Origin of the sequence: Amycolatopsis sp. WQ 127309, from assembly GCF_023023025.1 — a bacterium.
Taxonomy (GTDB): Bacteria; Actinomycetota; Actinomycetes; order Mycobacteriales; family Pseudonocardiaceae; genus Amycolatopsis.
The window spans coordinates 8756440-8774557 of record NZ_CP095481.1; the positions used below are offsets into that span (position 1 = coordinate 8756440).

The 18118-nt window shown below is 72.5% G+C and carries 17 protein-coding genes; 10 read left to right on the forward strand and 7 right to left on the reverse strand.

What is annotated here, in order from left to right:
* Positions 1–194 precede the first annotated feature (194 nt).
* Positions 195–1283 (forward strand): mandelate racemase/muconate lactonizing enzyme family protein, encoded by a 1089-nt coding sequence (locus MUY22_RS38555; RefSeq protein WP_247052108.1) that lies wholly within the window; start codon positions 195–197, stop codon positions 1281–1283.
* 55 nt (positions 1284–1338) lie between these two features.
* Here the strand turns inward: MUY22_RS38555 and MUY22_RS38560 are convergent, their stop codons facing one another.
* Positions 1339–1668, reverse strand: coding sequence for a hypothetical protein (locus MUY22_RS38560; RefSeq protein ID WP_247052109.1), 330 nt, complete (start codon positions 1666–1668; stop codon positions 1339–1341).
* A 270-nt stretch (positions 1669–1938) separates the two neighbouring features.
* Positions 1939–3657 (reverse strand): sulfatase, encoded by a 1719-nt coding sequence (locus MUY22_RS38565; protein WP_247052110.1) that lies wholly within the window; start codon positions 3655–3657, stop codon positions 1939–1941.
* A gap of 429 nt (positions 3658–4086) precedes the next feature.
* Between MUY22_RS38565 and MUY22_RS38570 the strand changes: the two genes are divergently transcribed.
* The 7 genes from MUY22_RS38570 to MUY22_RS38600 all read left to right on the forward strand — a co-directional run bounded on the left by MUY22_RS38570 (position 4087) and on the right by MUY22_RS38600 (position 9546).
* The gene (locus tag MUY22_RS38570; protein ID WP_247052111.1) at positions 4087–4281 is read left to right on the forward strand and encodes an antitoxin; all 195 of its coding nucleotides are present in this window, start codon (positions 4087–4089) and stop codon (positions 4279–4281) included.
* A gap of 75 nt (positions 4282–4356) precedes the next feature.
* On the forward strand, positions 4357–5523 hold the full coding sequence (locus tag MUY22_RS38575) for a VanZ family protein (RefSeq protein WP_247052112.1): 1167 nt from the start codon (positions 4357–4359) through the stop codon (positions 5521–5523).
* Positions 5524–5639: 116 nt separating this feature from the next.
* The gene (locus MUY22_RS38580) at positions 5640–6026 is read left to right on the forward strand and encodes an STAS domain-containing protein (RefSeq protein ID WP_247052113.1); all 387 of its coding nucleotides are present in this window, start codon (positions 5640–5642) and stop codon (positions 6024–6026) included.
* 92 nt (positions 6027–6118) lie between these two features.
* Complete coding sequence (locus MUY22_RS38585; RefSeq protein WP_247052114.1) at positions 6119–6508, forward strand: ATP-binding protein; 390 nt, start codon at positions 6119–6121, stop codon at positions 6506–6508.
* Complete coding sequence (locus MUY22_RS38590) at positions 6501–8123, forward strand: PP2C family protein-serine/threonine phosphatase (RefSeq protein WP_247052115.1); 1623 nt, start codon at positions 6501–6503, stop codon at positions 8121–8123. The genes MUY22_RS38585 and MUY22_RS38590 overlap by 8 nt, the downstream gene beginning before the upstream one ends.
* Positions 8120–9196 carry a B12-binding domain-containing protein gene (locus tag MUY22_RS38595; protein WP_247052116.1) on the forward strand — a complete coding sequence of 359 codons (1077 nt, stop codon included), beginning with the start codon at positions 8120–8122 and terminating at the stop codon, positions 9194–9196. The genes MUY22_RS38590 and MUY22_RS38595 overlap by 4 nt, the downstream gene beginning before the upstream one ends.
* Positions 9193–9546, forward strand: coding sequence for an STAS domain-containing protein (locus MUY22_RS38600; protein ID WP_247052117.1), 354 nt, complete (start codon positions 9193–9195; stop codon positions 9544–9546). Before MUY22_RS38595 ends, MUY22_RS38600 begins: the two co-directional genes overlap by 4 nt.
* Here MUY22_RS38600 and MUY22_RS38605 read toward each other — a convergent pair.
* Entirely contained in the window at positions 9543–11609 is a 2067-nt protein-coding gene (locus tag MUY22_RS38605; RefSeq protein ID WP_247052118.1) for an MMPL family transporter, read from the reverse strand. The two genes, MUY22_RS38600 and MUY22_RS38605, sit on opposite strands and share 4 nt — an antisense overlap.
* Positions 11610–11683: 74 nt before the next feature.
* Here MUY22_RS38605 and MUY22_RS38610 point away from each other — a divergent pair, with 74 nt between their 5' ends.
* Both MUY22_RS38610 and MUY22_RS38615 read left to right on the forward strand, forming a co-directional pair.
* A complete protein-coding gene (locus MUY22_RS38610; protein WP_247052119.1) occupies positions 11684–12127 on the forward strand; it encodes a MarR family winged helix-turn-helix transcriptional regulator in 444 nt (147 codons plus the stop codon).
* 309 nt (positions 12128–12436) lie between these two features.
* Entirely contained in the window at positions 12437–12874 is a 438-nt protein-coding gene (locus MUY22_RS38615) for a hypothetical protein (protein WP_247052120.1), read from the forward strand.
* A 51-nt stretch (positions 12875–12925) separates the two neighbouring features.
* Here the strand turns inward: MUY22_RS38615 and MUY22_RS38620 are convergent, their stop codons facing one another.
* Genes MUY22_RS38620 through MUY22_RS38635 form a run of 4 tightly spaced genes read right to left on the reverse strand, consistent with a single transcriptional unit; the run spans position 12926 to position 17861 of the window.
* Positions 12926–13789 (reverse strand): spermidine synthase, encoded by an 864-nt coding sequence (locus tag MUY22_RS38620; RefSeq protein ID WP_247052121.1) that lies wholly within the window; start codon positions 13787–13789, stop codon positions 12926–12928.
* On the reverse strand, positions 13789–14148 hold the full coding sequence (gene speD, locus MUY22_RS38625; protein ID WP_247052122.1) for an adenosylmethionine decarboxylase: 360 nt from the start codon (positions 14146–14148) through the stop codon (positions 13789–13791). Before speD ends, MUY22_RS38620 begins: the two co-directional genes overlap by 1 nt.
* Complete coding sequence (locus MUY22_RS38630) at positions 14141–15289, reverse strand: type III PLP-dependent enzyme (protein WP_247052123.1); 1149 nt, start codon at positions 15287–15289, stop codon at positions 14141–14143. Before MUY22_RS38630 ends, speD begins: the two co-directional genes overlap by 8 nt.
* 22 nt (positions 15290–15311) lie before the next feature.
* Complete coding sequence (locus MUY22_RS38635; RefSeq protein ID WP_247052124.1) at positions 15312–17861, reverse strand: glutaminase domain-containing protein; 2550 nt, start codon at positions 17859–17861, stop codon at positions 15312–15314.
* Positions 17862–18118: the final 257 nt, after the last annotated feature.

Sequence of the window (18118 nt, forward strand, 5' to 3'; positions counted from 1 at the left end):
CAAGTACAGCACGCCCCCGCACCCGGGGCCAGGAACCAGGGACGACAGGGCACCAGACGTGCATGACCGTCCCCCTGACCCGGGGCGCATCCGGAACCGGCCGCCCCGCGGGCCTTTACCCCCGGCTCGTTGACAGACCGGCCACCACCGCGACAGAATCCTATTTCCTATAGGATTCTGCGTCAGGGGGATCGGTGGCTGTCGTCACGCGGGCCGGAGCTTTTCTCGTCGACGTCGCGGTCGAGCAGGCCCGCACCGACGCCGTGCAGGCGTTCCTGTCCCAGGAGACCGTCTTCGTCGAGCTGGGCACCGACGACGGCGGGACCGGGCTCGGCTACTCCTACACGATCGGCACCGGGGGCAGCTCCGTCGTCGCGCTGCTGCGGGACCACCTGCTCCCCCGGCTCGTCGGGCAGGACTCGCGGCTGGTCGAAGCGATCTGGCGGGACCTGTTCGCCGCCACCCGGGCGACGAGCGTCGGCGCCATCACCTCGCTCGCGCTCGCCGCCGTCGACACCGCGCTGTGGGACCTCAAGTGCCGCCGGGCCGGCGAGCCGCTGTGGCGCGTCGCCGGCGGGTTCGGCGCGCGGGTTCCGCTCTACGACACCGAAGGCGGCTGGCTGCACCTCGGCACCGAGGAGCTCGTCGCAGGGGCGAAGGCCGCCGAAGCCGCCGGCTGGGGCGGCGTCAAGGTCAAGATCGGCAAGCCCGCCGCCGCCGAAGACGTCGAGCGGCTCGCCGCGGTCCGCGCGGCCGTCGGCCCGCGGTTCGACCTGATGGTGGACGCCAACCAGTCGATGACGGCCGCCGAGGCGATCCGGCGGGCGGCCGCGTTCGCCGCACTGGACCTGTGCTGGCTGGAAGAGCCGCTGCCGGCCGACGACGTGTCCGGGCACGCCCGGCTCGCCGCCGCGACGCCGGTGCCGATCGCCGTCGGCGAGTCGCTGTACTCGATCGCGCAGTTCCGCGACTACCTGCACCGCGGCGCGGCCTCGATCGTGCAGCCCGACGTCGCCCGGATCGGCGGCATCACGCCCTGGCTCAAGGTCGCCCACCTGGCCGAGGCCTTCAACGTCGACGTCTGCCCGCACTTCCTGATGGAACTGCACGTGAGCCTCGTGGCGGCCGTCCCGAACGGCCGTTACGTCGAGCACATCCCGCAGCTGCGGGCGATCACGCGCACGGAAATGACCGTGGAAAACGGCCGCGCGGTGCCACCGGAAACGGCCGGCCTCGGAATCGACTGGGACCGCGACGCGATGGACGACCGCCGCGTTTCCTGAGCGCGCACTTCCGCCCGGCCACCCGAAAGGGCGGCCGGGCGGAAAGACGCCGGAATCAGATTTCGTCGACCTGGTAGGCGACCACCCTGGCCGGCACCAGCAACGCGCCGGCGCATTCCGCGACGGCCGGGCCGAAGCCGTACGGCACGAAGTCGCCGGCCACGTACCAGAAGGCGTTGCCGCTCGCGCAGTGCGCGATCACCCGGTAACCGTAACCCTCACCGGGGAAGCAGGTGACCGAGACGCCTTGACCGAAAAGCACGCCGTACCGCTCCCCGAAGCAACCGGGTGGCGCGAAATCACTGCCGACCGCGGCCGCGGTACCGACCGTCAGACCGAACAGGGAAAAAAGCGCGACGGCGAGAACCGCCAATTTCCTTCGCATGACCACTCCCTAGCGCGGAGAATCCCGACCTGACGAAGCGTAGAAGTGCGGGAGAATTACCGGCAATTCATCGGGCAAGTGAACTCCGCGCAGCGGAAAGTCACGACACTGCTCCATCCGGGCGAGCGCGGACCCCCGGGCGGCTCGCGGAGGGGTGACGCCGCGGGCGTTTCTCCGACCACCGAGACAAACCCGGCCGCGACCCGCCCTCTTCGCCGCGTAGCCGTCGCCCACCACGACGACCGCGACGGGAGCGTCCTCAGTGGATGGTCAGTGGGCGAACGCGGTCAGGAAGCGGTCGCGGAAGGAGTCCATCTTCCAGACCGGCGCCTGCGCCGCCGGGTGCAGGCCGTCGGTCCAGCCCCAGCCGGAGATCCGGTCCAGCACCTTCGGGTCCTTGGCCACGATCGTGATCGGCACGTCGTGGACCGCGCCCTGCGGGGTGACGACCGGCGGCTGGTGGTCACCGAGGAACACCAGCACCAGGTTGTCGTCGCCGTAGTGCTGCACGAACGAGATCAGCGTCTTCAGCGAGTAGTCGGTGGCGTCGCGGTAGGCGTCGCGGATCTTCGCCGGGTCCTTCCAGACCGACTCGGGTGCCTCCCCCGCGCCCGGCTGCGGCGCGAAGACCGAGCCGTCGCCGACCTGGTTCCAGTCGACCAGCCAGGGCCGCGGCGACCAGGGCGCGTGGCTGGAGACGAGGTCCACCTCCGCCATCACCGGCTTCTGGGCCGACTTCGCCAGCTCGTTGCGCTGCAGCATCGAGAACGTGTACTGGTCCGGCATCGTGGCGTAGGCGAACCCGGGGCCCTGGTAGCCGATGTTGCGGAAGTCGTAGTAGGCGTCCGGGTGGTAGAACCGCTGGCCCTCCGGCCAGTCCTTCGTGTGCGCGGGCACGTCCCAGACGGTCTTCCAGCCCGCCTTCTGGAACGCGCCGCCGAGGGTCAGCCGGTCGCTGTCGAGGAGGTTGTTGTAGCGCTGCTGGTTGTCGATCCACATGCCGGACTCGACGGTCGAGTGCGCGAGCCAGCTGCCGCCGCCGAACGTCGAGGACGACAGGAACGCGCTCTTCGCGCCGATGCCGGCCGCCCGCAGCTGCGCCGTGCCGGCGTCGAGCGTCGCGCCGATCTTCGGCGCGAACTCCGGGTCGTCGAGCGCGACGCGGCCGTAGCTCTCCACGAACGTGAGCACCACGTTCTTGCCGCGCAGCCCGGCCAGCAGCTGGTCACCGGGGGTGTTCCGGTACGCGTCGTCGGCGGCCAATTCGCTGAACGGCTGCTGTTCCCGCAGGTCCGTGCCGACCTGGCGCAGGTCGTCGTAGGCCAGGGCGGCGGCGCTCTGGGCCGCGATCGGCTGGCCCGGCGCGATCTCGACGCCGAACACCGAGCAGCCGATCCAGATCACGCCGAGCACGGCCACCGCACGCGTCGCGCCGGTCCGCCTGCCGGCCGCGATCCGGGTGAGCCGCAGCATCGCGAGCACCATGAACACGACGACGGCGATCGCGAGCACGACGGCGCCGGCCAGCACGGCGTAGGCGGCGGCGTCACCGATCTCCCCGGCGAGGAACTCGAGACCGGCGTTGAAGAAGCTCCAGTCGTAGACCGGGTCGAACGGCTTCTCGAGCGTCGCGTAGAAGCCGGTGTCGAGCGCCTTCATCACGACGAGCAGGCCCAGCACCAGCCCGACCAGCACCGCGACGACCCGGCGCGCCCGCGGCGGCAGGACCAGCACGAACGCGGCCACGATCAGGCCTTCCACCGGCACCCGGACCAGCGCTTCCGGCGCGAACGAGTTGAGGTCGTCCGGCGCGAGGAGCGCGAACAGCACCAGCAGCGCGGCCAGGACGGTGAGCACCACGCCCGCGACGGCGTGCCGCCGGGCGGGCCGGGGCAGCCCGAAGTCGGGCAGCGCCATCCCTGCCGTCACTCCGTCCCGAGTGCGGCGGCGGGCTCGCCGCGACAGCGGCAGACCGGTGGTTCCCATCATGGCGCGGCCTCACATCACAGTTCACGGGGCGATCGCCGGGCCCGTGCGGCGGGGACGGCGATCCTCACCGCATATACGGACAACGACGGCGCGCGGTTCACGCCGTCGAGCCGCGGCGCCCGGAGGTCCCCCGTTCCGGGACGATCCGGACGATCGGCGCCGGTTCGGGGCGGCGTCCGCCCACCCGGGTCCCGGTCGTCCCTTTCGCGCAGCGGCACCTTTCCGGATTCCCGTCGATCGGGCGGATCCGAAAGGAAACGCCGATACCCGATGTCCGTGGTCTCAAACCCCGTCCTGCTTCTTTCACCCACGAAAGAGCCGCGATCCCCCCTACCGGGGAAGGAATGCGGCCGTTCGGTTGCGGGCCGGTCGGCCGGGTGTTTTGCTCGGGAAGACCGAAGCCCCGCTATTCCGAATGGAGCCCTACCGATGAGTCTTTTCGACAAGGCGAAAGAGGCCCTGGGCAACAACCCCGACAAGGCCGACCAGGGTGTCGACAAGGCCGCCGAAGCCGCCAAGGGCCGGTTCGGCGAGCACGCCGACAAGATCGACCAGGGCTCGGACAAGGTGAAGGACTTCCTGCACAAGCAGGGCGGCGGCCAGCAGGACGCACCGCCGCAGTGACGCGACGCCGGTGACTGCCCAGCCGACCGGGCGAAGCACGCTTCGACCGGGCCCCGGCTGGGTACCACCGGCTCCGTGGTCGCCACCTACCTCGTCCCCGTCCGGACCGCCCTCTACCTGTTCCCGCTCATCGCGCTGGTCGTCATGCTGCCGGCGGCGTTCGTCAGCTACCGCCGCCGCGGCCGCGCGGGCGGGTGGACGACGGTCGTGTTCTACACCTTCGTCTTCTACCTCTTGGCGATCGCGACGCAGACGATCCTGCCGCTGCCCGACAACGCGAACTTCTGCGCCGGCAGCAGCTACGCCAGCTCGCCCCAGTTGCGGCCGTTCTACTTCGTCGAAGTCGTGTCGCAACGCGCCCGCGGCCACTGGAGCCCGAGCGCGATCCTGCACAACCCCGCTGTCTGGACCACCGCGCTCAACGTCGCGATGCTGGTCCCGTTCGGCCTCTTCCTGCGCTACGCCCAGCGCATGCGCGCGGTGCCGACGATCCTGGCCGGGTTCGGCCTCTCCCTCCTGTTCGAGCTGACGCAGCTCACCGGGCTGTGGTTCGTCTACCCGTGCCCGTACCGCTTGTTCAGCGTCGACGACCTCATCCTCAACACCGCCGGCGCCGCGCTCGGCTGGCTGATCGCCGGCCCGCTCGGCCGGGTGCTGCCCGCGCTGGAGCCGGACCACGACCGCCGCCGCTACGCCACGAAGGTCACCTTCACCCGGCGGCTGTTCGCGCTGGCCACCGACCTGCTCGGGTTCGCCGTGCTGCTCGGGTTCCTGTTCGGCCTGCTCACCCTGTTCGGCGAGGACATGCGCCACCGCGACACGCCGGTCGTCATCCTCGCGCTCGTGTGGTTCGTGGTGCTGCCCGCGGTGACCGGGTCGACGCCGGGCAAGCGGGCGATGCTGCTGAAGGTCGCGCGGCGCAGCGGCCGCCGGGCCGGACCGATCTCGCTGCTGGTCCGCAACGGCGTCCTGCTGTCCCCGCTCTGGCTCACCTGGCTGCTGCTGGACCTGGACCACTGGGACCTCGGCGAACACCCCGAACAGCTGCTGCTGCCCCTCGCCCTGGCGGCGTCGGCCTTCGTCGTGCTGGTGTGGACACCACTGGCCGTCCTGCTCGACGACGAGCACCGCGCACCCTACGAACGGCTGACCCGGACCGTGAACGTCGCGATCGTGCCCCCACCTGCGATCACCCCGGCCGAACCGGCGCCCGCGCCCGCCCGTGCCAAGGAAGTCCTTTGAGGACGGCACAACCCACTGCGCTGCCCGCGTCAGGCGCCGCTGGTAGATTTGCGTGAACGGGTTGAACCGACAGCCCGCTGTCAGACGAAGCCCGTCCCCTCCAGGAGCTACAACCCATGAGCACCGACGCAACGCGGCCTCGGCAGCGCTCCTCCGGTGAGGGCTGGTCGCTGGCCAAGCACGACGCCGGAGACGCGACCGTCTACGTCCTGCGCGGCGAGTTCGACCTGGCCGTCTCGGTGAAACTCGAGGACCTGCTGCCCGCCGACCCCGGCACCGGCCGGATCGTGCTGGACATGACCGAGGTCACCTACTGCGACTCCAGCTGCCTGCAGGTGCTGCTGCGGCTGGGCAACCGGCTGCGCGACGCGGGCGGCCGCTTCGCCATCGCGACCACCGTCCCCGCCGTCGTCCGGCCGGTCGAGCTGCTGGGCCTCGGCGCGGTCATGCCGCTGCACCCGACCGTCGACGCGGCGCGCGCTTCCTGGGGTGAGGGCGCATGACGACATCCGGCACCCGTGTGGGCGAGCCCGGTTCGGGGCATGAAGAAGGGGATGACATCCCCTCGGGGCCCGGCACGGTGAAGGAGGCGGACGTGAACCTGCGCTTCGACAGGCACGAAATCGGCATCACGGCCGACCTGTCCGAGCTGGCGAAGGTCCGCAGCTGGGTCCGAACCGTGCTCGGCGGCTTCCCGGCGAGCGTGGTCACCACCGCGGTCATGGTGGTGGACGAGCTGGCCTCCAACGCCCTGCGCCACGGCCACGCGCCCTACCACGTGCGCCTGCTGCCCAGCGCGGCCAAGGTGCGCATCGAGGTCGACGACGGCAGCGGCGAGACGGCCCGGCGCCGGACGCCGTCCGACCAGGGCGGCCGCGGGCTGCTGCTGGTCGAACGCTGTGCGGCCGCGTGGGGCCAGCTCGGCCGGCCCACCGGCAAGACCCTGTGGGCCGAGCTGGCGACGGACCCGGGGACCCATGGCTGAACGCGTGGACACGGCCCCCGTCACCCCGCTCACCGGCGACCGGGGCTGGGACGCCGCGCCCGCCGCGGCCATCGTCGCGGACCGCGCCGGCGTGGTCCGGGCCCTGAACGAGGCCGCCCGGCTGCTCTTCCCCGGCGTCGCCGCCGGCCGTCCCCTGGCCGGCACGGTCGCCGGCTGGCTGGCCGAGGCCCACGACCGGCGCACGAGCGAGATCACCCGCGGCGAAGCCGGTGCCCGGTTCCTGGCCGCGCACCCGGTCCCGCACGGCGACGCCGTGACGTGGTGGCTGGTCGACGAGACCGACATCCGCACCGCCCAGGACGCGCTGGCCCACGAGCAGGAGCGCACGGCGTTCCTCAGCGAGGCCTCCGCCGCGCTGCTGGGCTCGCTGAACCTCGAACGCTGCATGGAGGTCGCCGCCCGGCTCGCCGCGGAGCACCTGGCCGACGCCGCGCTCGTGCTGGCGCCCGCGACGACCGGCGCGTTCCCCGCCGTCACCTGCGTGCGCGGCGGCGAGCCGTCGCGTGGCCGGCTGGAGGTCGACCCGGACGAGCTGCCCGGGCTCGGCGAGGCCCTCCAGGGCTTCCCGCCGGTGCCCTCGCGCTGGCTCGACCCGGACGCCGCGCCCCGCTGGGTGCTGCCGGCCGACTTCGGGCCGGTCGGCTCGATCGTCGTGACGCCGCTGCCCGGCCACGGCGTGCCCGCCGGCGCGCTGGTCCTGCTGCGCAGCGGCGACCGGGCGTCGTTCAGCGAGCAGGAAGAGCTCTTCGCCCGCCTCTTCGCGGCGCGCGCGGGGGCGGCGATGTCGGCGGCGCGGGTGTTCGCGCTGCAGGCGTCCATCACCGACACGCTGATGCGGGAGCTGCTCCCGCCGACCCTCGAGCAGGCCGGCGGGGTCGAGTTCGCCGGCCGCTACCGCCCGGCGCTCGACGGCGAGCGGATCGGCGGCGACTTCTACGACGTGCACCCGGCGGTCGACGGCGACGCGTCGCTGGCCGTGCTCGGCGACGTCTGCGGCAAGGGCCTCGACGCCGCCGTGCTGACCGGCAAGATCCGCACGACGCTGCGGGCGCTGCTGCCGATGGCGGGCGACCACCAGCGGCTGCTCGGGCAGCTGAACGCCACGCTCGCCGACCGCCGCGACGCCCGCTTCGTCACGCTGGTGCTGGCGTCCGCGCGGCGCGAGGGCAACACGGTCCGGCTGCGCGTCACCTGCGCCGGCCACCCGCCGCCCCTGATCGTCCGGGCGGACGGGCGGGTCGAGGAGGCCGAGACCCACGGCAGCCTGATCGGCGTCCTGCCCGAGATCGAGTCGACGAGCGCGGACATCACGCTCGACCCCGGCGAGACCTGCCTGATGTTCACCGACGGCATCGTCGAGGCCAAGGGCGGGCCGCTCGGGGACGCGATGTTCGGCGAGGACCGGCTCCGGCAGGTGCTGACCGAGTGCGCGAACATGCCGGCCGACGCGGTCGTCGAGCGGGTGCACATGCTCGCGGCGCAGTGGATCGGCCGCGGCAACCACGACGACATGGCGGTCCTCGCGATCACCGCCCCGCGCGGGCAGCACCTCGCCGCGGTCGGCGGGCACGGCCGCGGGAGGTACACCGCGTGAGCACCTCGACCCGGACCGGCCCGGCCGGGATCGCCGAGCACGCCGAGCTGCTCTGGGCCGCCGTCACCACCGGCGACGAGTACACCGCGGGCGACGTCGTGGTCCAGGCGCTGGGCCAGGGCCTGGAGCCGGAGAGCGTGCTGCTCGACGTGATCGGCGCGGTCCAGCGCAAGGTCGGCCGGGAGTGGGCGGCCAACCGGCTGACCGTGGCCCAGGAACACGCGGCGACGGCGATCAACGATCGTGTCATCGCGAGCTTCGGGTACGTCCTGCAACGCCCCGAGCCGCACCTCGGCCGCGTCACCGTCGCCTGCGTGGACGGCGAGTGGCACGCGATGCCCGCCCGGCTGCTCGCCGAGGTCCTGCGGCTGCGCGGGTTCCACGTCGACTACCTGGGCGCGCAGGTCCCGGCACCGCACCTGGTCGCCCACCTGCACCGCACCGGGCCGGACGCGGTCGCCCTGTCCAGCTCCATCGCCACCCGGCTGCCGACGGCGCACGCGACGATCACGGCGTGCCAGGCGGCGGCGACCCCGGTGATCGCCGGGGGCGCCGCGTTCGGCCCGGACGGCCGGTACGCGCGGCTGCTCGGCGCCGAGGCGTGGGCCCCGGACGCGCGCACGGCCGCCGACAAACTGGCCGAGCCGCTCCCCCGGCCGCAGATCGGCCACCAGCCCCTCGACGACCTGCCGCACCTGGCCGACCAGGAGTACACGCTGGTCACGCGCAGCTCGGGCAACCTCGTGAGGGCGGTGATCGCCGGGCTGGAAGAGCGGATCCCGGCCATGCGGTCCTACACGGACCTGCAGCGTCAGCACACCGCCGAGGACATCGCGCACATCGTCGACTTCCTCGCGACCGCCCTCTACGTCGGCGACAGCGAGCTGTTCACCGGGTTCCTGACCTGGACGGCGGACATCCTCACCGCGCGCGGCGTCCCGGCCCTCTCGCTGGTACCCGCCCTCGACCTGCTCGAGGCGGAGCTCCGCGACTTCCCCCGGGCCACCGAGCTGCTCGGCACCGCGCACAAGCACTTGGCGGCCCGAGCCGCCGGATCGGGGCCGTCCGCATGAACAACGCGTTGACCTGCACCTGGACCTCGCCACGGCCGGACACGGCCCGCGTCGTGGTCATCGGCGACCTGGAGTACACGACGGCCGCGCTGCTGCCGAAGCTGATCGGCGACCGGCTGGCGGCCGCACCCGGCGTCCGGGACGTGCGGCTCGACTGCGAGGGCATCGGCTTCTGCGACTCCTCCGGGCTCTCGGCGCTGCTGCGCGTCCACACCGTCGTCACGGACGCGGGCCGTCGGCTGCACCTGGACAACCGCCGGCCGGCCCTCGACCGGCTGCTCGCGCTGACCGGCACCTTCGCCCACCTGACCGGCGAGGCCCCGATCTCCCGCGCCCGGGCCGACTCCTAGCTCTCGCTTCGGGCCAGCTTCGACGGCCACCAGATGCGGCGGCCGACGTCCACGGTCAGCGCCGGGACCAGCAGCGACCGCACCAGGAACGTGTCCAGCAGGACGCCGAACGCGACGATGAACGCGATCTGGGCCAGGAACAGGATCGGGATCACCGACAGCGCGGAGAACGTCGCGGCCAGCACGACGCCGGCCGACGTGATCACGCCGCCGGTCAGCGACAACCCGCGTAGCGTGCCGGCGCGGGTGCCCCGGGTCAGTGCTTCCTCGCGGACGCGCGTCATCAGGAAGATGTTGTAGTCGATCCCCAGCGCCACCAGGAACACGAACCCGAACAACGGCACCACCGGGTCCGCGCCCGGGAAACCGAAGATGTGGTTGAACACCAGCGCCGACACGCCCATCGTCGCGGCGAACGACAGCACCACCGTCGCGACCAGCAGCAGCGGCGCGAGCAGGGACCGCAGCAGCAGGGCCAGCACGAGGAAGATCACCAGCAGCACGATCGGGATGATCAGCTCCCGGTCGTGCACGGACGTCTGCTGCGTGTCGAGCTGGATCGCCGTCGGGCCGCCGACCTTGGCGGCCGCGCCGGGCACCGCGTGCACGGCGTCGCGCAGCCGGCCGACGGTCGCGACGGCGGCTTCGGAGTCCGCCGGGTCGTTCAGCACGGACAGGATCTGCACCCGGCCGCCGACGACCTTCGGCTGCCCGTCGGGGCCGGGCAGCGGGAGCGACTGGGCCACACCGTCCACTTTGGACGCGGCGAGCACGGCGGGCAGCGCGGCGGCGTCGGCGATCGTGATCGCGGGCGCGCCGAGGCCGCCCGGGAAGTGCCGGCCGAGGATGTCCTGGCCGGTTCCGGACTCGACCTGGGTGAGGAAGACGTCCGACTGCGCGGTGCCGGACGCCTTGAGCTGCGGCAGGAACGCGACGCCGATGCCGAGCACGAGCGCCGTCACCACCCAGACCGTGCGCGGCCGCTTGCCGACCAGGCCGGCCACCCGGCCCCAGATCCCGGCGGTCTCCGGGTGCGGCGAGCCGAGCGCGGGCTTGAACGGCCAGAACGCGCCGCGGCCGCACAGCGCGAGCACCGCGGGCAGGAACGTCGTCGACGCCAGCAGCGCGGCGCCGATGCCGATCGCGGCGACCGGGCCGAGACCCTTGTTGGAGTTCAGGTCGCTGAACAGCAGGCACAGCACCCCGAGCACGACGGTGCCCGCCGACGCGGCGATCGGTTCGAGCGTGGCGCGCCAGGCGATCCGCAGCGCGTCGAAGCGGCTCGGGGTGTCGCGCAGCTGCTCGCGGAACCGCGCGACCGTCAGCAGGGCGTAGTCGGTCGCCGCGCCGAACACGAGGATCGAGAGGATGCCCTGGCTCTGGCCGTTGAGCGCGAGGATGTCGTTCTTCGCCAGCAGGTAGACGACGAGGCTCGCGAGCCCGAGCGCGAACACCGCCGAGAGCAGCACCAGGAACGGCAGCAGCGGGCTGCGGTAGACGACGATCAGGATCAGTGCGACCACACCGCCGGCGACGAGCAGCAGGATGCCGTCGATGCCACCGAACGCCGTGACCAGGTCGGCGATCTGCCCGGCCGGGCCGGTGACCAGCACGGTCAGGCCGTCCGGCGCACCGGCGAGCTGGGCGCGGACCTCCTTGACGACGTCGGCGGGGTTGCCGTCGGCGAGGATCGGCACGGCCAGCTGCACGGCCTGGTCGTCCCGCGGCGCGGGCTGCGGCTGGCCGAGCGGGCCGACGACGCCGGGCACGGTGCTCAGCTGCCGGGCCTTGTCCGCGAGGAACCGCCGGTCCTCGCTGGTCAGGCCGCTCGTGCGTTCGGCGACGACGGTGGCGGGCAGCACCTGGCGCGGGGTGAACGCCTTCTGCTCGTCGGACACCTCGGTGGCTTCGGCCGACCGGGGCAGGAAGGCGGCGTTGTCGTTCTTCGCGACTTCGCTGAGCTTCCCGGCGAACGGCCCGCCGAACCCGCCGATCGCGAGCCAGCCGATCACCAGGAGGGCCGGGATCAGCCAGCGAAGACGGCGTGGGGCGGTCTTGTTCATGGTCGCTAAAGTCCCTTCGAGCGCGAACACGCCCAATTGTTCAGCAGGCTGAACATTCTGCACGACGACCGGGAGTGACGGTGAGCACAGCCCCCGAACCGGACCTGAGCACGTGGCCGACCGGCCGGCTCCTGGCCGTGGCCGCGCGGCTGGTCGAGCAGCGCTGGGTCGCCGTGCTGGCCGGCATGGGCCTCACCCACGCGGGGCTGATCGCGTTGCACACCCTGCGCGAGGGCCCGCTCCCCCAGCGGGCGCTGGCCCAGCGCTGCCAGGTGACCGACCAGACGATGAGCCGCACGCTGGACCGGCTCGCCAAGGCCGGCTTCGTCACCCGCACGCCGGACCCGGCCGACGCCCGCCGCCACCTGACGCGGCTGACCACGCGCGGCCGCACGGTCCACGAACGCGCGGTGCGCGCCGAACGCGAAGACCCCGCCCTGCTCGGCGGACTCGGCGACGACGACGCCTTCCGCGCGCGGTTGCTCTCTTTGATCGGTGGTCTGTCGGCGGGCGATTGAGATCAACCGGGGCTGGGTAACTGAGCAGGCATGTGGATCGCGGTGAGCACCCCAGTCGCCCTGTTGATCGCAACCGTGCTGATGGAGCGGTTCGAGCGACGATGCACCCTCGTGCCCACCGCGAAAGCCGACCGACCACCGGTCGGCAACTGACCTGGATTTCTTTGCGGCCTGGCACTTTCCCGCGAAAGTGCCAGGCCTTTCGCGTTCACCCTTTCGAGTGATCCACACCTCTTCGAGAACCTCCGCTCCTCCCCTCGCGACTCACGGGGTAGATCCGGCGACACCGGGTCAAGGGAGGAGATCACCATGCGCGGCACCACGAAGCCGAAGCGGACACTGCTCGGCCTGGCCCTCGCGGCCGGCCTGATCACGGCCACGAGCATCGGGATCGCCGGCGGGGCGTCGGCCGATTCCGGGACCACGGAGGGGAAAGCCATGACCGAAGCACACCAGCGGCCGCCGAAGGGGGCGCGCGCCACCGTTCAGGTGAGCCCGAACCCCACGACCAGGCGCGGCGAAGAAGTGACGATCACCGGAAACTGCGGCGGCGGCACGGGCTTGAAGTCCGTACTCGGCGGCTTCCCCGAGCACCCGGTCCTGGAGAACATCCGGATCCTGAAATCCGGACCGGACGAATTCGAGGCGAAAGCCACACTGTCCGAACACATCGGCAACGGCGTAGGCCCGGTTTTCGTCGACTGCGGCGGCGAAGCAGGCGTGACGTTGCTGGTCACGCACGTCTGAGTGAACGGCCCGCCCGCCGGTGCTGCCGGTGGGCGGGTCCTTCTCCAGCAATCAGTGGCGGTCGTCGCGCCGCAGCGAAAACGGGGGTGTCGCGCCCGCCAGCAACGCTTCCGCGTCCACCGTCACGGCCTTGCTCCCCCGCTCACCGAACCGCCGCGCCACCACGGCACCCGGCTCGTCGACGACGTCCGCACGCCCGGAAAGGAATGCCCATTCGTGCTCGTCGGAACCGAAGTACAGCACGGTGCCGAACACCTCGCGAAACCGTCGCCACGATGCGAGCAGCGTCTCGTTGCGCCACAGCGTCGGGCAGCCCGCCTGGCAGGTCACCACGCCGCCGGGGGCCAGCAGCCGGGCGCAGCGGCCGAGGAAGTCCGTGCCGTACAAGCGGTTGTGCTGCGCGTCCGGGTCGGTGTTCTCGTCCGGCAGGTCGATCACGACCACGTCGTAGGTGTCACCGCGCTCCTCCGCGGCGGCCAGGAACGCCCAGCCGTCCGCAAAAGACAGCCGGACCGGGCCGGACCCGCGCTCGGCTTCGGCGAGGTCGGCCGTCGTGTAGCCGTAGGGCAGGTGCTCGGCGCAGGCGCGGACGGCCTGCTCGTCGATGTCGACGTGGTCGACGAGCACGGCGCCGGCGGCCAGTGCCAGCTCGCAGGCGACGCCTTCGCTGGAACCGATCACGAGCACCCGGCGCACCTGGTCGGCGAGCAAGAGTGCGGGGACCATCAGCGCCTCGTGGTACAGCAGCTGGCTCGCCTCGGTGCTCTGGCGCTCGTTGTCGCAGAACAGCGAAACGCCCTGCGCGGTGCGCCCGATCAGCACCTCCTGGTAGGCCGTGCGCGCGCTGAACACGACGTCGTCGACCTCCCAGACGCGGGTCAGGCCGGGGCCGAGTGGTTCGTGGATCGCGGGCATCAGGCTTCTCCCCGGCGGAGGACGGACAGGTGGACCGAAGCGGCGTCGAGCGACTTGGCCAGCAGCCGCACGGCGTGCTCGGGGTCGGCACGCTCGCCGCAGGTGAACACGTCCGCGAACAGCGACCCGTGCTCGGGATACGTGTGCACGGACGCGTGGGACTCGGCGAGCAGCGCGATCACGGTGGCGCCCTGCGGCGCGAAGCTCTTGGCGACGACGTCGACGACCGTCGCGCCCGCCTCCGTCACCGCGGCGCGGAGCAGCTCCCCCAGCTTCGCGGCGTCGTCGAGCAGGCCCGGGTCGACGCCGTGCAGCTCGGCCAGGACGTGCCGTCCGGTGAACCGGCCGAATTCAGGCATCTCCCCACTTCCCCAGGCAGTAGGTGCGCAGCGGCTCGATCCCGTTGAACTCCACCGAGGCGTAGGACGCCGTGTAGGCGCCGGTCCCGGGCAGGTCGAGGCGGTCACCCGCGCACAGCGACAGCGGCAGCTCGTACGGCGTCCGCTGGTAGAGCACGTCGTCGCCGTCGCAGGTCGGCCCGGCGAGCACCACCGGCCCGGCGGGCCCGGCGGGCCGCCCGACCGGCTCGAACCGGTAGGCGATCGCCTCGTTCTCGGCCTCGGCGAGGCCGTTGTAGCGGCCGATGTCGAGGTACACCCAGCGCCGCTCGCCCCGGTCCGCGACCAGCACGACCTCGGTGCGCAGCAGGCCGGCGTCGGCGACGAGCGCCCGGCCCGGCTCGAGCAGCAGCTCGGGCCGGCCGTCGGGGAAGTGCGTGTCGAGCGCCGACGCGATCGTCGCCGCGTAGGTGGCCAGCGGCGGGACGCCGGTGCGGTGGGCCGTCGCGAAGCCGCCGCCCAGGTTGAGCCGCGTCACCGGCACGCCCTGGGCCGCGGCCTCGGCGGCCAGCTTCGCCGCCGTGGCGATGCCGATCTCCCAGGCGAGCGGGTCGGGCTGCTGCGAGCCGACGTGGAACGCGATGCCAGGTCGCAGGCCCAGCTCAGCGGCCCGCAGCACCAGGTCGAGGGCCTCGGCCGGGTCGCAGCCGAACTTGCGGCCGAACGGCGTCACCGAGTCGGGCGCGTCGAGGACCACGCGGATCGACACGGCCGAACCCGGCGCGTGCCGGCCCAGGTTGTCGACGTCGGCCGGCGCGTCCGAGGTGAACTCGCGGACCCCGCGCTCGTACGCGAAGGCGATGTCGCGGGCCTTCTTGATCGGGTTGCCGTAGGCGAGGTCCGCCGGGTCGGCGCCGCGCTCGAGGCACCGCGCGACCTCGGCGGGCCCGGCGACGTCGAAGCCGATCCCGGCCGCCACCAGCGCGTCGAGCACTGGTGGGGCCGGGTTGGCCTTGACCGCGTAACGGATCAGCGCGCCGGGGAACGCCGCGCGGACCTCCGCCGCCCGGGCCGCGACGACGTCGGTGTCGACGACGAGACACGGGGTCGGCGGATCCCGCTCGTCGAGGAACCGGCGGATCCGGCTGAAGTCGGCGCACACGCCGCCAGTCTTGCAAACGGCGTCAGACGAACCGCCACAGGTGGTCCGGGGAGCCGTTGTCGTCCCACTGCGTCACCTGCGCGCCGTCGGCGGTGGACTGCTGGTCGACCGCCATGACCTTGCCGCTGCGGACGTTGACGACCTTCGACCAGCCGCCGCCGGCGTCGACGATCCGCCAGTTGTGGTCCGGGGTGCCGTTGTCCTGGTACTGCTGCACGTGCGCGCCGTTGTCGAGGCTCTGGTCGTGCACGGCCAGGATCTTGCCGCTGTTGCGGTTGACGATCCGGACCGTGCCGTCGCCGTTGTCGACCACCGCCCAGAGGTGGTCGGCGCTGCCGTTGTCGCTCCACTGGGTGACCTCGGCGGTGTCGGCCAGTGACATGTTCGACACGGCGAGGACCTTGCCCGACCGCTGGTTCTGGAGCTTGCGCCAGACCGTCGCCGAGGCGGCGGGCCGGGTCAGCAGCGCCAGGTAGCCGCCGGCGACCGGGCGGGCCTGGAAGCCGCGCTGGGTGGCGTCGGCGACGACGTACCAGTCGGTGAACGGCACGCGCTGCGGCGTGCTGTTCGCGAAGCTGTAGACGCCCTCGACCATGGTGTTCCGGATGTTCGGCTGGTCGGTGAGCCAGGCCGCGGTCCACAGCTCCCAGTCGGCCTTCGTGTAGTTGTTGCGCGGGTCGAGCAGTACGCCGTGGGCGCCCGCGCGGGCCTGGTACCAGGCCGCCTCCTGCGCGGCGACGCCCAGCGGGACCAGGTCGAGGCCGAGCACGCGGTCGGCGAAGCCGTTGTACTTGAGGCTCCACGTGCCGGGCTGGTCGTAGGCGAGCTTCAGGTGCTGGCCGGACGTGTCCTGCGCGAGCGTCACCCACTGGCTGACGTAGCTGCGCGAGACCGACCGGTAGCGCTGGGCGTCGGCGGTGTTGCCGGTGGCGCTCGCGATGACGCCCATCGCGCCGACGCCGACGATGCCCTTGAGCGCGAGGTTGGCGCTGTGGGCGATGAACCCGGTGAAGTCGTCGGTCTGGTTCTGGAAGCCCGGGTCGAGGGTGTTGCCGACGAGGTACTCGGCCCACTGCCGCAGGATCCGGTAGTGCGTGGTGGCGAAGGCGCTCGCCTCCGCCGCCGGCAGCCGCTGCACCAGCGCGGCGGCCATGATCAGCATGTTGGCCGACTCCTCGACCGGCATGCTCTCCTCGTTGCCGTCGTTGTGCCCGGTCGCGTCCGGGTAGTGCGTGCCGACGTCGTGCTCGGCGAACTGCATCGGCCAGCCGCCGTGCTCGGGGTAGTCGAGCAGCGGCTCCAGGATGAGCCGCAGGTAGGCCGGGGACAGGTAGAGGTAGGCCGGGAACGCCGGGTAGGTGACGTCCACTGTGGACATGTTGCCGCTGGAGGAGATCTCCTTGAGGAAGGCCCACGGCGCGCCGCCGCGGTCGACCAGCTCGGTGCCGCCGAACGCCTGGCGCAGGGCGAGCGCGCAGATCCCGGCGTAGTGCTCGCCGGTGGTGCCGCCGCCGGCCGCGGCCACGGCGTCATCGTGCAGCCGCTGGTCGATCGCCGTCGCCGCCGACAACGCGCTCGCGTAGTCGCCGGCGAACCACACGGCCATGTCCTGCCAGCTGCCCCAGTAGTGCGTCCACCAGGGCTTCAGCTCCGCGCCGAGGTAACGCACCGCCGGGGTCCGGACGTGGCCGATCGAGAGTGTGAACGGCGCCGACGTCCCGCCGGCCGCGATCGTGCCGAGGTTCTTGTTGAACGCCAGCACCGGCCAGCGGTCGTTGATCGCGCGCGGCTGCGCGGTGTCGCTGGTGTTCGGCAAGGTGCCCTGCCCGGCGGACGCGGCGCGCACGACGGTGTCCTGCCCGATCTGCCACGTCGTCCCGGCGGTCGGCGCCGCCACCACGAGAGAGCCCCAGCTGGCCTGCTCGCCGTTCTCCTGGAGCACGCCCGGGCTCGCCGGGGTGCAGCTCAGCAGGGTCTGGCCGCCGGACTGCTGCTGCGTCCAGGTTACCGGGGTCGCGGTGTTGCCGTGCACCCACTCGGCGGAGGTGTCGAAGTGCAGGTCGACGGCGTGCGCGCGGCCGTCGGTGCTGGTGGCCTGGATGGTCACGTAGCCGAACGGCACGGACTGGCGTTGCAGGTTCGCCGGGTCGACGGGCGAGAAGAACGTGACGATCAGGTTCACCCCGCCGCCGCCGAGGACGTAGGTCGAGCGGGTGCCGGTGACCTGCAGGCTCACCTGCGTCATCGGGGTCAGCGCGGGCCCGGACGGCAGGGCGGGCGAGCCGGCGAAGACGTAGGCCGCGCCGTCGATGCGGGCGAGGCCGCACAACGCGGTGGTGTGCCCGTTCCAGAAGCTCGCCCAGGTGCCGGGCAGGTTGTCGGACGGCTGCCAGGCGGACAGGTACGGCGAGCGGACGATCAGCGGCGTGGCCGGCGGCCGGAGCGGGCTGAAGGTGCCGGCGGCGGCCGCCACACCGGGCAGCCACAAGGCGGCGGCGACCGCGGCGGCCGTCCCGCCGGCGAGCCGCAGGAGGTCGCGGCGGGTCAGGTGATCGCGTGCACGGGAGGACATCGATGGCCCCTTCTACGGCGTGTGACCGGAGCGACGAACAGCGCAGGGACACTTTTACATCGTTGATACAACGTTGTAAATCCGCCGATGGTCGGCGTCCGCCGTTGCGCCGGGTGCCGGACGGACCACGCTGCGCTCAGGTCCGGTGCCACCCGCGCCCGCCGCCCGGGCGGCGCTGACCTGGCCGGACAGTGGTTCGGGGCCGCCGCGGACCGCACGCCGGACAGCCCGCCTCGGGCCGTTCGGCGCGGGTCGGT